The sequence below is a fragment of the Planococcus sp. TJ-302 genome (genome assembly GCF_058268455.1).
This window is the reverse complement of record NZ_JBZDOI010000002.1, coordinates 288,255-300,779: the sequence shown is the minus strand read 5'-3', so window position 1 is coordinate 300,779 and position 12,525 is coordinate 288,255. Positions and strand designations below refer to the sequence as shown.

The following is a 12,525-nucleotide window of genomic DNA, read 5'->3' as shown; positions in this document are numbered from 1 at the left end:
GGAGAGGGCGCATTTCGCTGGGGCGAAATGCATCTGTTTATGGGTTTGCGGAGAAGGCTTGTGCGTTAACAAGCATTAATTTGGCGTTAACATGACGAAGCGGCGATTTAACATGGGTTAATAAGAAGTGAACATGAACTATTTGAAGTTTAACCGGCACTAGCGAAAAAAGAGAAAATCCTGGAGCCATCAACATCGGCCCCAGGATTTTCTTAAGTAGAAGAAGAATATTCCCGCTTCAAATACCCGGAATGCCGACAAGGTTGCCGAGGACGAAGCCGGCTGTCACAAAGCCTAGAGCAATCGACAAAAAAGCGAGTATGGAGCGCTCCCGGTCTTTGCGTATAGCAAGCAGGGCCATAACAGCCCCTGTGATAGCGGCGGCCATCGCAACCAGACCAAATGCAGTGAACAACAGTTCAGAACGAATGATATCGAACAATTCAGCAAAAAAATAAAGAGCTAAAAATTCCAGCAGCGCCAAAGCTGCGAGCATCGTGCCAATCCGGCCGCGCAGCGTCGTCGGCAGAAAATGGGTTTTCATGCCTTGCACCTCCCAAAGAATTTACTCCGAAAAGATCTGGTCTTCTTTTATCTGTCCTTCCAAGCCTTTGGCCATCCGCGCGATAATAAACAGCAGCAGCGCTAGGCTGGCGAGCAGTACGATGAGGTTCGGAATGCTTTTCGTGTAGAGGTCGTTGATGCTTGTCACCATCAGCCACTGCGGAAAAGACGGATTGACAAAGCTTTGGTAGACGGCGACGGTGTTGTTGACGATGTGCAGCAAAATAGGCAAGAGCAGATTGCCGGTCTTCAAATACAAGAGCGACGCGACCACCGCGAACAGGAACGCACCGAAAAAGTCGATATGGAACATGCCAAAAATGGCACTCGATAATCCGAGCCCGTTCCAGAAGCCGAATTTCGAGATCAACCGGTTCAGAATGAGCCCGCGGAATACGAACTCTTCTGCAATCGGCCCGATAACTGCGACAATAAAACCGGTAGCGAACAAATACCATACTGCGTCGGGAAGGGGCTGGGGTGTAAGCACGAAATCGACCGCGGCTGGGGCGATCGGCATGAGCGCCCGCAAGAGCAGCCAAATCATGCCAATGGAAAACGCCAATGACAAAGCGGTAAGCCCGAAGACCGGCAGCAGCCAGCGCGCGGTGCCGCGGAAGAACACGACTTGGCGCAGTTTCACGCCGCGTTTTTTGAAATGGTAGCTGAAAAACCATACCGGCACGACGACGTAGAACACTAGCTGCAGCGCGACGTCGATAATGAGCGGGTTTTGTGTGACCTGCAGCAGGATAAAAATCGATGCGATCGACGCGCCAAACATCCAGCCGAATAAATGCCGTGATTTCATTTCCTCGAACATCCGCAGCACCGCCTTTCGTTTTAGACTAGAGCGTATTGGATCTTTCCTCCATGATAACCTAAATTACAAGTTCAAACTATTCAGAAAACTGTTAAACTAAGAAGAAAGGGGGTGCCGGAATGGAAAAAAAGATGAGAGCCATCATTTTATTTTTATTCGTCCTAATCCTGTCCGCCTGCCAAGACGAGGCGCAGCCCGCGCCGGAAGCGGAGCCGGAAGAAGAAGCGGCAAAGGTGTCGGAAGAGCAGATCGCTGCAGAAGCGCGTCTCACAGAATTTATCGAGCTGTGGCAGCAGAAGGATTTTGCAGGGATGTACGATTCGTATTTGAATGAAGGCACGAAAGGGGCATTCGGCAAAGAGCTTTTTGTTGATTGGCAGCAAAAGCTCCATAGCGATCTTGCCATCCAGAACCTTGCCGTGAAAGTTAGCGAGCCGGCGGCAGACGCCGAGTGGAGCCGCGACCTGCCGGCTGATTTTAAGCTGGAATTGGCGATGGACAGCGCAGGCGGGCCGATCGAGTTCACGAAAACGATGAGCTTGCTGTATGAAAACAGCGATTGGTTCGTTGAATGGGACCCGTCGTTCATTTTGCCGGGGCTCGAGCGTGGCGACACGGTCTCGGCAGTGAAAGACCTTGCGCCGCGGGCTGACATTGTCGACCGCAACGGCAAAAGCATCGCCATCAACGCGGTTAGCTATGAAGTCGGAGTCATCCCTGAGAAATTTGAAGAAAAGCGCATTGCCGACGTCGCCGCGCTTCTCGATATCACGCCAGCGGAAATTAACGACAAGCTGGGCCAAAGCTGGGTGCAGCCGAATTTCTATGTACCGCTTGCTCATATACGCGAAGACCAGGCTGTGCTTGACCAGCTGTTCGCCATCCCAGGCACAGTGCGAAATGAGATGACCTTGCGCAGTTATCCGTATGGCGAGCAGCTGTCTCACATCTCAGGCTTTGTCGGGCCAATTACGGCCGAGCAATTGGCGGAACGGCAAGGCACAGGCTACGAGACGGATGACGTCATCGGCCGCCGCGGCTTGGAGGAAAGCTTCGAAGCGGAATTGCGCGGCGTCACGGCTGGACGCATCTTGATCCAAAAAGCGAATAGCGGCGAAACCGTCACCGCGTCAGAACGGGAAGCGGCGCAAGGCGAAGCGCTAAAACTGAGCATCGATGCCGAGCTGCAAAAGCGCATTTACAACGCGATGGACGGCAAACCAGGCGCAGCCGCAGCAATCGATCCGAAAACCGGCGAAGTGTTAGCGCTCGTCAGCTCTCCAGGCTACGATCCGAACTTATTCATCCCAAACATCGCCCAGAGCCGCTACCGGGAGCTCGCGAATGATCCGGGCCTGGTGTTCTTCAACCGCTTCGCAGCAGCCTATACGCCAGGCGCAGCATTAAATCCGCTTCTCGCTGCAGCCGGATTAGAAGCAGGAACCGTAAAGCCTGATGCGACGAATAAAACCTTAGAGGCCACCGCCAATAATCTGTACAACTCGCAATTGAAGGCGCAAGGGAGCAAGGCATTCGCAAAACGCTTAGCAGATTTCGGTTTCGGCGAAGCGATGCCGTTCACCATCGAACTGACGCCGTCGACGCTGTCCTTAAACGGTGCGCCGGGTTCTGCAGGCCAGGTGCAGGCGAACATTCTGCATCTCGCAGCCTTGTATTCAGCGTTTCAAAACGGCGGCTCCGTATATGAGCCGACACTCCTTGCAGGTGAAACGCCGAAAGTCTGGATAGACAATGTCATCAGCGAAGCGAACATCGAGCCGCTCCAAGCCGCAATGCGCGAATCGCTCGACGGCTTTACCGGGTCGCTCAGCCTCATCAAAGCGCAAGGCAACGAAAACGGCCTTTTCATCGGCTATCCGACAGAAAAACCGCCATACGTCCTCGCGCTGCTGATTGAAGACGTCGAAAGTGAAGATTATTTAGCGGAGAAAGTAGAGGAAGTTTTTAAACGGTAATTTGGGCTTTTAATCGCATGCCTATAGGGCGCGCTTCTTTTGTGCAAATAGAGTTTCCAATGCGTGAAAGCGTATTTCTCCGCTAATGGGGTGTATGACCATCATTGCAGAGCATATTTTTTCATTGTCAGAGCGTATTTCCTATGCAATGGGGCGTATTCTGAACACACGTGAAATCACACGCCTACAAACCACATAATGCCAAAACAAAAACCCGCTCTAGGCACAAAATGCCGAAAGCGGGTTTGCTGTAAACCTATTCTTTCTCCGTCAGGAACGTGATCACGGCGAACAATAGGAACGCCAGCAGCAGCAAGCTTCCGCCAACGATGAACAGAACCAGCACGAGCGTATCGCTCATGTTGAACGGATTCAAATTATACATCCACATTCCGGCGGTCAGGCCGACTGCACCGACCATCGCGAGTATGCTGTGGAATGCGACAAGTTTTTTGTATTTAATCGTGTAGACGCGGTAGAAAATGCCCCAGGCGAAAACCGACAGCCAGCCGACCAATAAAATATGCGCGTGGATCGGGCGTAACGCGTAATCCATCTGCCCGGCCATATGTGATCCAAGATAAGTGCCCAGGAAGCCGAAGATGGCTGAGAACTGGATCAAACGTAAACTCCAAACTTTTTCCATAAACTAAATCCTCCAATTATCCTTTTAAGGGTGTCTGCGGCAAACGCAGCGTGAATAAGCTGCCTTCACCGAGTGTGCTTTCGGCTTCGATTGTGCCGTGGTGCAGTTCGGCAATCTGTTGGACGATCGATAAGCCGAGTCCGGTGCCGTCTTTCTTGCGTGCGGCATCTCCCCGGTAAAAGCGGTCGAACAGCTGCGGAAGGGAGTCTTGTGAAATCCCAACGCCCATATCTTTGAACGACACTACAACTTCAGAATCGTCCGGTTGCAACGAAATTTCGATGCTGCCGCCGGGTTTATTGTACTTAATGGCATTGGTCAATAAATTATCCCAGACGTTTTCCAGCAATTCGGGATCGCCGTTGAAACGGGTTGGGGAGAGATGATAAGACAGGTTGATGTCTTGTTCCTCAAGGCGCCACCGGTATTTCTGGACGGCGCTCTTCAATTGTTCGTCGAGCCCGAATTCTTTCATTTTCAAGGGATACGCGCCTTGGTCAAGTGAAGTCAGCAGCAGCAATTGCCGGGTCAGACTCGACAGCCGCTTCGCTTCCTGGTCGATGATCGATGTATACGACAGACGATCAGCATCCGGCAAGTCCGACGACTTCAAGAGATCAGCGTAACCTTGGATGTTCATGAGCGGCGACTGGAAATCGTGCGAAACATTGCTGATGAACGATTTGCGCGCCAGGTCGTTGTGCTTGAGCTGGTTCTGCATCAAGTTGAAACTTTCCGACAGCTGGCCGATTTCGTCGTTGCGCCGGATGTCTAAAGGAAAGCTATAATTTTCCCGCGCAATGTGTTTGGTCGCTTCTGTCAACTGGACGATTGGGCGCGTCAATTGGCGCGCCATCCAAATCATGCCGATGATGCTGACCAGCGCAATTGCCGCAACAAAGCCGATCAGCACCGAGTGGATATCGGTCGACACGAGCTTCGTATCGGGGCGGATGAACAAGCCGTACTGTTCACCGGCGAGTTCGAAGGGGACGCCGACCGTATTATGCAATTCATTGGTGAAATGGCCGATCATGAAGATCTGGTCCGTGAAACGATCCAAACCGGTGTAGACGGACCTTTCCGTCAGAACACGGTGCGCTTCATCCGGAAACGCCGTGTCATCGAACGGTTCACCGAAGAACGTCTTGGTGCCGGTGCTGTCGATAAGTGCAATCTGGTAGCCGAGTTTTGCGACGGCTTCCAGATAGCTGTCGAAGCCTGCTTCTGAATACGGCACCAATTTGAGCGTGTCAACGATTTCTTCAGCAATGGCGACGTTCTGTTTGATGGTCTCGTCTTTCGTAACCGTCAAATAAAAGAAATTGGCGATCGTGAAGCCGACGAGGATGCTAATGGCTAGGATGAACAACGTTGCGACAGTGAATTGCCGGTACAAGGTCTTCATTTCGGCACCTCGAGCTTATAGCCGATGCCTCGCAGCGTATGGATTTCGACGGTTGCGCCGTAGCGTTTCAGGCGGTCGCGGATACGGTTGATATGGGTGTTGAGCGTCATTTCATTGCCTTCGTGCTCTTCGCCCCAGACGTAATCCATGAGCAGGCTGCGCGGTGTTGCCTGATTGGCACGCGACACCAGAAGCGACAGCAATTCGAATTCCTTCAGCGGCAAAATCAGGATTTCATTGCCAATCGCCACTTCGAAATTGCGGCGGTTGATCGACAAATTGCCAGCCTGCAGGTGTTCCTGGACCGACCGCTCGGAGCGCCGCAGCACCACTTTGACCCGGAACAATAATTCCTTCGGCTCGAATGGCTTGACCACATAATCCTCGGTGCCTGACAAGAAGCCTTTTTCCTTGTCTTCCAGCTGGTCTTTGGCGGTCAACAGAATCACTGGGATGCCGAGGTCGCGCGTCAGGACGCGGGTCAGCTCAAAGCCGTCCATGCCCGGCATCATGACGTCGACGATAGCGAGATCGACCGTTTCCTCCTCGAGCAGCAAAAGCGCAGCATCCGCGTCGCTTGCCCGCAGCACCTTATAGCCTTCATTGCCCAGATGAATCGCCACCAATTGCTGGATATACAGATCATCGTCCACGACGAGAATTTTCATGCGTTTTCCTCCCCATCAAAAGGAAGCCCTGAATTGCGGCTTCCGGTTATCCTTAGTATGCAGGGTTTACTGGTCTTTTTCAAAAAACAATATCAACGCCGGCAGCAGCAAGCCGCGCACCAGGAACGTGTCGATCAGGATGCCGATTGACACCATAAAGCCGAAGATGAACAAATCGGCGATTGGCATCGTCGTCAGCGCTGCAAACGTCGCTGCGAGGATGATGCCGGCGCTTGAAATCACGCCGCCGGTGTTGCGGATGGCGATTTCAAGCGCATCTTTGACCCGGCGCGTTTTCCGTTCTTCGATAAAGCGCGACACCAAGATGATGTTGTAATCGATGCCCAGCGCGACCAGGAAGATGAACGCGTAAACCGGCACGCGGGTACTGATTGCCTCAAAGCCGAACAATACATCGACCAAGAAAATTCCGAGGCCAAGCGCAGACAAATAAGAGAATAAAATTGTTGCCATCATATAAAACGGCATTTTCCACGAACGTGTCAGCACGAACAGCAGCACGAGAATCAATAAAGTCTCAAGTGCCACAATCTTGTAGATGTCGCTGTTGTTGACGGCGCGTTCGTCGACAAGCTTCGGCGTGACGCCGCCAAAATGTGCGTCTCCATCAATGGCCGCGGCTTGGAACAGCGTTCCGCTGTCGGCGCGCAAGTCTTCCATGAAATCGAGTGCTTCCACGGAATACGGATTGAGCGACAGCGCGATGCTGTATTTCACCGCTTCGCCGTTTTCGGTTTGGCCAGACAGGCGTGCGGAAGCGATTTTCTCATATGCGCTCAGCTCTTCAGCAATTGCCGCTGCCGCTTCTTGCGAAATTGGTTCATCACTTTCGACGAGCAAGGTGGAAGGGGCAAGTTCGCCTTTATCAAATTTCTCTTCGACGATTTCATAGCCGACGCGGGAAGGCAAATCTTCCGGGAATGATTTCACTGTATCGAATTCAAATTCCAAGTTGATGATGTTGATGGCCGAAACGAGCAACAGAATCGTAACAAGGCCACCCGACAACAACGGCTTGTTGACGACGAATTTTGCTACCGGGCCCCAGATGCCGTGTTTCATTTCTTTTGCCTCACCGTATTTCGGTACTTTCGGCCAAAACGCTTTGCGGCCGAAAAGGGTGAACAACGCGGGGATCAGCGTAATAGACGCAATCATGATGACGAAAACAGCTGTGCCGAAAATCGGTGCGAAATTCGAGTAGTCACGGAAATCTGCAAAGAACAGCACGAGCATTGCAGCCAGCACGGTGCCGCCAGCGAAAAATACCGGTTCGCCGGTAGCACGCATGGCATATTTCATCGCTTCAAATTTGCTTTCGTAATGGTTCAGTTCCTCGCGGAAACGGGAGAATACGAACAACGAATAATCAATAACCGCCGCAAACAGCAAGATGCTCATAATCGACGTCGTCTGGCTCGTCAGCTCCAGTCCGCCAGCACCCATGAACGCGAGCGTCTGGTTAACGACCTGGTAGACGATGATCGTTGCGAGCAGCGGAATAATAGCAAGCAGCGGCGAGCGGTAGATGACAATCAGCAGCACCAAAATGATCAGCACGGTTGCGATCAACAGTACAAAATCCGCTTGCTCGAATAATTTGACAGTGTCTCCGGCAATACCTGCGGGACCGGTGATGTAGAATTCCATGGCGTCAAAATCAGCGGCGATGTCCCGTCCGATTTCCGACGCTTCATCGTTGATTTCCGCGAAATCGGCGCTGCCGAGCCCCGCTTGGAGCGCCATCGGCACAATCATCGTCGTGCCGTCTTCCGAATAAAAGCCTTCCAAGGCAGGTGGGGGCAATTGACTGATGTCGACGATCGACTCGACGCCATCAAGCTCAGCTGCCGTGATGCCTGCCAAGATTTCTTTGACAGCCTCTAGGCTAACATCGCCTTCCGGGTTATGGAAGACGAGGATGCCCGGCGTCCCTTGGTCGTTCGGAAAATATTCCTTCAGTTTGTTGTCCGCAATGATCGACTGGGCATCATCGGGCAGCGACTGGAAGTTCGCTACTTTATAATCGTTTAAAGTCGGGCCCATGCTAAGGGCGATCATCCCTACGAACCAGACGATAATCGTAATCCACATGCCCCGTTTGGTGGATACCCAATCCGTGATCGGGTTTAAGAATTTGTTCATACGTGACACTCCTTTTTCTATACTGCTATCGAAATCATCATAGCGGACGAATATAAATTGAATATCAATTTTCGGTGGCGGAGATATGAACAGTTTTGTGGCTCAAATTGCGTCTCGAGCGCATTTCGGAGCTAATGGGGCGTATTACAGCTTTTGCCGAGCGTATTTCGACCCATATCGAGCGTATTTCACTATTCGTCAGCGCGTGCCTAAAAGACGCGCTTGTTTAGGCAAATAAGCTTTTCCGCTCCCAAAAGCTTATTTCAAATGCAACAAACTGCTATAATGCAAAGTAAATAGAATATTCAGCCAGAAGGAATGTGAGTTTATTGTAAAGGGGATGTTCGGATGAAGTTGGGAGAAGTTTTGTTTGTGGTGCTGGATGAGTATGCGGATTGGGAGGCGGCTTCGCTTGCAGCGGCGTTAAATGAAAAGCCGGAGCAGGGCGAGCAGCGCTATTGCGTGAAGACAGTGTCGCTCAGCAAGGAACCGGTGCGTTCAATCGGCGGTTTCCGCACTGTGCCTGATTATGCGTTGGAGGAAGTCGGCGATGATTTTGCCGGTGTCGTGTTGATCGGCGGCAATTCGTGGCGCAAAGAGGAAAGCCAGGCGGTGATGGGGCTTGTGCAAAAAGCGCTCGATGCCAATAAAGTCGTCGGTGCGATTTGCGACGCGTCTGTTTTTCTAGGCATGAACGGCGTATTGAACGATGTCCGGCATACAAGCAACCAGTTGGCGGAGCTGAAGGAGGCGTCTGCTGAAAATTATACCGGCGAGGCAGATTACGCGGAGCAGCAGGCGGTGCGCGACGGCAAGATCATCACGGCGAATGGGTCAGCGTTCCTGGAGTTCGGTAAAGAAATGATGGAGGCGCTTCAGTCAGCGCCGCAAGCAGAGATTGATGAATGGTACGAGTTTTACAAGAGCGGCTATCATGAATTTATGAAAAAACGTTAAAGAAAAAAACCGCAGTCCGAGGACTGCGGTTTTTGTTCGGGCATTTTAATTAAAATGGCAGCGGTTTGGTCTTCTTTTTTTACATAGAAATCATACTGAACTTTGCTTGCGGAAGAGTTCCTAACCAAAGGGATGTCGCTTTGTCCGGTAGAGCCGAAGCTAGTGTCATTCATCTTCCGCACAACGTCGTATGAAATTTTTTGTGCTTCGAACCTTCTGACAGCCCGGTTGTACATTTCATGGCCGAATGCCGTGTGGACCAAATATTTCTTTTCGAGAAATAAAAACCGGAATAATCCCATACTGGATCCAGCCCCTTTCTAAAATTATCTCCTGCGCAGCTCATCAGCAATTTCCTTCAAAAGAGCATTGCGTTCTTTCCCTTGTTTCAAAAAAGCGAAAATAACATAAATCCCGACGCCGATAAAAACTAAATTGAATAAGATCGTAAGCAAAGGCAATACCATAAAAAAATCTCCAACCATGATCCAACCCCCTTTTCTTATAGTACGGAACAGCGGCGCAAACGTTTCAAAACAATGTTTACGGCTCCTGCCGGGTAAGCGTATCCGTCAGGAAATCAAAGTGGTAGGACTCGGAAACAAAACTTTCCCCGGCTTCGTTTCGGTGCATCACATGGATGGCCACCTGCTCATCGCCAGTCCAAACGATATCAAAATAATCGATCTCCTGCATCCGGATATCGGTTATTTCTTTATACTTTTCGAGCAAGCTGCCGTATTCCCCGTAATGAATGCGCAGTGAATGGAATCCCTGGCTTTCGCTATCTTGATGCAAGGGGTTTCCAGGGCCGCCATCATCGTACATCTCCATGATTTCGATAATGTTGACTTGGCCGGGAGACGCGCTTGTGCGAATCGAAAAACTGCCGGTAATCTCCGGCTTTTCGGTGAACTCGTATACCCGGTTGCCAATGAAAAGAAGCCTTGCAAACAGCAGCAGAATGATGCCCAATACTTTAATCAAACGCCACACCACCTTTGGAACTTATTTCCTTATGAAACGTATTTTAAGTAAATAGGTTGCTTCGGAATGGAAGAGGCGAGCCGGGGAATTATTCGACAGAAGCCAGGAAGAGGTGGAATGATGGAAAGTTACTTGTTATTTATCATAATCGGAGTTATTTTTCTCTTCGTTATGACCAGCCCTTATTTCAACTGGCAAGCGAAAAGTTTGGCCGTCATTTATTATGCCTTCGTCACATTTTTGTTCATCGGCATCACCCGGCGCATCAATGCCAAATACGCCGGCATCATCCCTGTTCCTGATGCCTACTGGGATGAAAACTCAGCGTGGGCATACACCGCATCGCATCTGCTGCTGGTGCCATTCATCGGCATTTTGATTTTCATCTATTATAAGTGGTTTACTCATGTCCAGACCCTTTGGGCAAAAATCCTGCTAGCGATCAGTTTGTTGCCGGCAGCTTTACTTGTTTTCATCTTTTATTTCTTCTTCAACCTGGGATACGGTTACCGGCCATAATTGCATGATCCAAATCCTGTAAAAAGATTCCCTTTTTTGAAACATTTAGACAAATCATCCGTATAACTACTATAGGCCACGATCTCATGCACAAAGCAGTACAGAGCAAGAACCGGGGAGTGGCGTATAGGGGGCACGGCAACTATTTGATCAAAGGGGAGTGGAAGCACAATGGAATCATTAGGGATCATTTCAGTCATTATCGCGCTGCTGATTATTGCAGCGATCGCAGGCGTTGGGTATTTCTTTTGGATGAAAATTCGGTACCGCACCGCCAAATCCAATGAAGCATTGATTATCACCGGGCCAAAATTGGGAGACCCGACAAAAGACACGAACATCTTCACCGACGACGAAGGGCGTTCGATGAAAATTATCCGGGGCGGCGGCTACTTGCTGAGACGCTTCCAGACCTCGACGCCTGTCTCTTTGACATCGTTCCAGCTGAAGCTGGCAACGCCGCGCGTCTATACGAACGCCGGCGTGCCGATCGTCGCGGACGCCGTGGCAATGGTGAAAGTGGCGGATACGCTGAACGGCATCGCCAATTACGCCGAGCAGTTCCTGGGCAAAAAGCAGGAAGAGATTGAAACCGAAATCATCGAAGTGCTCGGTTCCAATTTGCGCGCGATCTTATCGAAGATGACCGTTGAAGACATCAACAGCGACCGCGAAAAATTCAATAATGACGTCCAGGATATCGCCCAGAAACAGCTCGATTTGATGGGCTTCAAGATTACGTCTCTCGGCTTGACCGATTTGCGTGATGCTGATGAAAACAACGGCTACCTCGAGAACCTGGGGCGGCCGCGGATTGCGGAAGTGCGCAAGCTGGCTGAAATCGCCGAAGCGAACACTGAGCGCGAAACCCGGATTCACCGTGCGCAGACCGATCAGGAAGCGAAAGAAGAAGAGTACAAGCGCCAGATTTCCACTGCGCAATCGAGAAAAGAAAAAGACTTGAAAGACGCCGCCTTTATGGAAGAAACCGAGCGCGCGCGTGCGAAGTCCGAGCAGTCGTACGAACTGGAAAAAGCCAAGCTTGCGATGGAAATCCAGGATGAAGAATTGAACCTGCAATTCATGGCACGGGAACGCGCCGTAAAACTCGAAGAAGAAGAAAGCAAAGTGCGCAAAACGAAAGCCGACGCCACGTATTACGAAACGACGCGTTCCGCGGAAGGGGAAGCCCGCCGTGCCGTCATTGACGGCGAAGCGAAAGCGAAGATCAGACGTGACGAAGGTGCTGCAGAGGCCGAGGTCATCCGCGAGCGAGGGAAAGCGGAAGCTGAATCCCGCAAGCTGCTCGCAGAAGCGATGGAAGAGCATGGCGACGTCATCATCACCGAAAAACTCATCGACATGCTGCCGGTATTTGCGGAGAAAGTCGCGTTGCCGCTAAGCAATATTGAGTCCGTGAAAATCATCGATTCCGGCAACGGCCAAGGCATCCCGTCGTTTGGTCGGAGCGTTACGAAAACGATGGTCGACATGCAGGAGCCGCTGAAGGAAATGACCGGCATCGACATCGGCGATTTGCTGAAATCATATGTCAACCGCAACAAGCAGCCGGTTGCACAAGCACCGCTTGCGACAATGCCGGCAGTGCAGGAAGAAGCAGAATCGCAAATTGAAGAAGGATCCATCGAAACCTACGAACACCGTTAAGGCATACTAAAACCCGCAACTCCCTTGCAGCGAAAAGCGAAGGGGCGGCGGGTTTTGCTATGCGTCAAAATTTCAATGTTTTGATTAATCGACATGGTTCTATAAAAAGATGGTAACATATCTGTAGATTGGCAAGAAAGAGA

Annotated in this window: 12 protein-coding genes; 4 read left to right on the top strand and 8 right to left on the bottom strand. The window is 51.0% G+C overall.

Features of this window, described 5'->3' with window-relative positions:
* Positions 1 to 238: 238 nt before the first annotated feature.
* Positions 239 to 544 (bottom strand): hypothetical protein, encoded by a 306-nt coding sequence (locus AC4EHB_RS12350; RefSeq protein WP_490981702.1) that lies wholly within the window; start codon positions 542 to 544, stop codon positions 239 to 241.
* Positions 545 to 565: 21 nt separating this feature from the next.
* Positions 566 to 1,387, bottom strand: a complete 822-nt coding sequence (locus AC4EHB_RS12345; protein ID WP_490981701.1) for a CPBP family intramembrane glutamic endopeptidase — start codon at positions 1,385 to 1,387, stop codon at positions 566 to 568.
* A 119-nt stretch (positions 1,388 to 1,506) separates the two neighbouring features.
* Here AC4EHB_RS12345 and AC4EHB_RS12340 point away from each other — a divergent pair, with 119 nt between their 5' ends.
* Entirely contained in the window at positions 1,507 to 3,363 is a 1,857-nt protein-coding gene (locus AC4EHB_RS12340; RefSeq protein ID WP_490981700.1) for a penicillin-binding transpeptidase domain-containing protein, read from the top strand.
* A gap of 256 nt (positions 3,364 to 3,619) precedes the next feature.
* Here AC4EHB_RS12340 and AC4EHB_RS12335 read toward each other — a convergent pair whose 3' ends face one another.
* The 4 genes from AC4EHB_RS12335 to AC4EHB_RS12320 form a co-directional block, all read right to left on the bottom strand.
* Positions 3,620 to 4,009: a hypothetical protein gene (locus AC4EHB_RS12335; RefSeq protein WP_490975757.1), complete on the bottom strand. Its 390-nt coding sequence runs from the start codon at positions 4,007 to 4,009 to the stop codon at positions 3,620 to 3,622.
* Positions 4,010 to 4,025: 16 nt separating this feature from the next.
* Complete coding sequence (locus tag AC4EHB_RS12330) at positions 4,026 to 5,417, bottom strand: sensor histidine kinase (RefSeq protein ID WP_490981699.1); 1,392 nt, start codon at positions 5,415 to 5,417, stop codon at positions 4,026 to 4,028.
* Positions 5,414 to 6,085 carry a response regulator transcription factor gene (locus tag AC4EHB_RS12325; RefSeq protein WP_490981698.1) on the bottom strand — a complete coding sequence of 224 codons (672 nt, stop codon included), beginning with the start codon at positions 6,083 to 6,085 and terminating at the stop codon, positions 5,414 to 5,416. Before AC4EHB_RS12325 ends, AC4EHB_RS12330 begins: the two co-directional genes overlap by 4 nt.
* A gap of 66 nt (positions 6,086 to 6,151) precedes the next feature.
* Entirely contained in the window at positions 6,152 to 8,251 is a 2,100-nt protein-coding gene (locus AC4EHB_RS12320) for an MMPL family transporter (protein ID WP_490981697.1), read from the bottom strand.
* Between the two features lie 348 nt (positions 8,252 to 8,599).
* Between AC4EHB_RS12320 and AC4EHB_RS12315 the strand changes: the two genes are divergently transcribed.
* On the top strand, positions 8,600 to 9,208 hold the full coding sequence (locus AC4EHB_RS12315; RefSeq protein ID WP_490975761.1) for a type 1 glutamine amidotransferase family protein: 609 nt from the start codon (positions 8,600 to 8,602) through the stop codon (positions 9,206 to 9,208).
* Between the two features lie 326 nt (positions 9,209 to 9,534).
* Here the strand turns inward: AC4EHB_RS12315 and AC4EHB_RS12310 are convergent, their stop codons facing one another.
* Complete coding sequence (locus AC4EHB_RS12310; protein ID WP_490975763.1) at positions 9,535 to 9,693, bottom strand: hypothetical protein; 159 nt, start codon at positions 9,691 to 9,693, stop codon at positions 9,535 to 9,537.
* Between the two features lie 58 nt (positions 9,694 to 9,751).
* The gene (locus AC4EHB_RS12305; RefSeq protein ID WP_490981696.1) at positions 9,752 to 10,195 is read right to left on the bottom strand and encodes a hypothetical protein; all 444 of its coding nucleotides are present in this window, start codon (positions 10,193 to 10,195) and stop codon (positions 9,752 to 9,754) included.
* Positions 10,196 to 10,312: 117 nt separating this feature from the next.
* On the opposite strand from AC4EHB_RS12305, the gene AC4EHB_RS12300 reads away from it, so the two are divergent.
* Together AC4EHB_RS12300 and AC4EHB_RS12295 are read left to right on the top strand one after the other, a co-directional pair.
* On the top strand, positions 10,313 to 10,714 hold the full coding sequence (locus tag AC4EHB_RS12300) for a hypothetical protein (protein WP_490981695.1): 402 nt from the start codon (positions 10,313 to 10,315) through the stop codon (positions 10,712 to 10,714).
* Positions 10,715 to 10,885: 171 nt separating this feature from the next.
* Positions 10,886 to 12,382: a flotillin family protein gene (locus AC4EHB_RS12295; RefSeq protein ID WP_490981694.1), complete on the top strand. Its 1,497-nt coding sequence runs from the start codon at positions 10,886 to 10,888 to the stop codon at positions 12,380 to 12,382.
* Positions 12,383 to 12,525: the final 143 nt, after the last annotated feature.

Excerpts from the sequence above, each read along its gene's own strand:
- AC4EHB_RS12300 (WP_490981695.1), top strand. The coding sequence starts at position 10,313 with ATGATGGAAAGTTACTTGTTATTTATCATAATCGGAGTTATTTTTCTC.
- AC4EHB_RS12315 (WP_490975761.1), top strand. The coding sequence starts at position 8,600 with ATGAAGTTGGGAGAAGTTTTGTTTGTGGTGCTGGATGAGTATGCGGAT.
- AC4EHB_RS12340 (WP_490981700.1), top strand. The coding sequence starts at position 1,507 with ATGGAAAAAAAGATGAGAGCCATCATTTTATTTTTATTCGTCCTAATC.
- AC4EHB_RS12310 (WP_490975763.1), bottom strand. The coding sequence starts at position 9,693 with ATGGTTGGAGATTTTTTTATGGTATTGCCTTTGCTTACGATCTTATTC.
- AC4EHB_RS12345 (WP_490981701.1), bottom strand. The coding sequence starts at position 1,387 with ATGTTCGAGGAAATGAAATCACGGCATTTATTCGGCTGGATGTTTGGC.
- AC4EHB_RS12335 (WP_490975757.1), bottom strand. The coding sequence starts at position 4,009 with ATGGAAAAAGTTTGGAGTTTACGTTTGATCCAGTTCTCAGCCATCTTC.
- AC4EHB_RS12330 (WP_490981699.1), bottom strand. The coding sequence starts at position 5,417 with ATGAAGACCTTGTACCGGCAATTCACTGTCGCAACGTTGTTCATCCTA.
- AC4EHB_RS12350 (WP_490981702.1), bottom strand. The coding sequence starts at position 544 with ATGAAAACCCATTTTCTGCCGACGACGCTGCGCGGCCGGATTGGCACG.
- AC4EHB_RS12325 (WP_490981698.1), bottom strand. The coding sequence starts at position 6,085 with ATGAAAATTCTCGTCGTGGACGATGATCTGTATATCCAGCAATTGGTG.
- AC4EHB_RS12295 (WP_490981694.1), top strand. The coding sequence starts at position 10,886 with ATGGAATCATTAGGGATCATTTCAGTCATTATCGCGCTGCTGATTATT.
- AC4EHB_RS12320 (WP_490981697.1), bottom strand. The coding sequence starts at position 8,251 with ATGAACAAATTCTTAAACCCGATCACGGATTGGGTATCCACCAAACGG.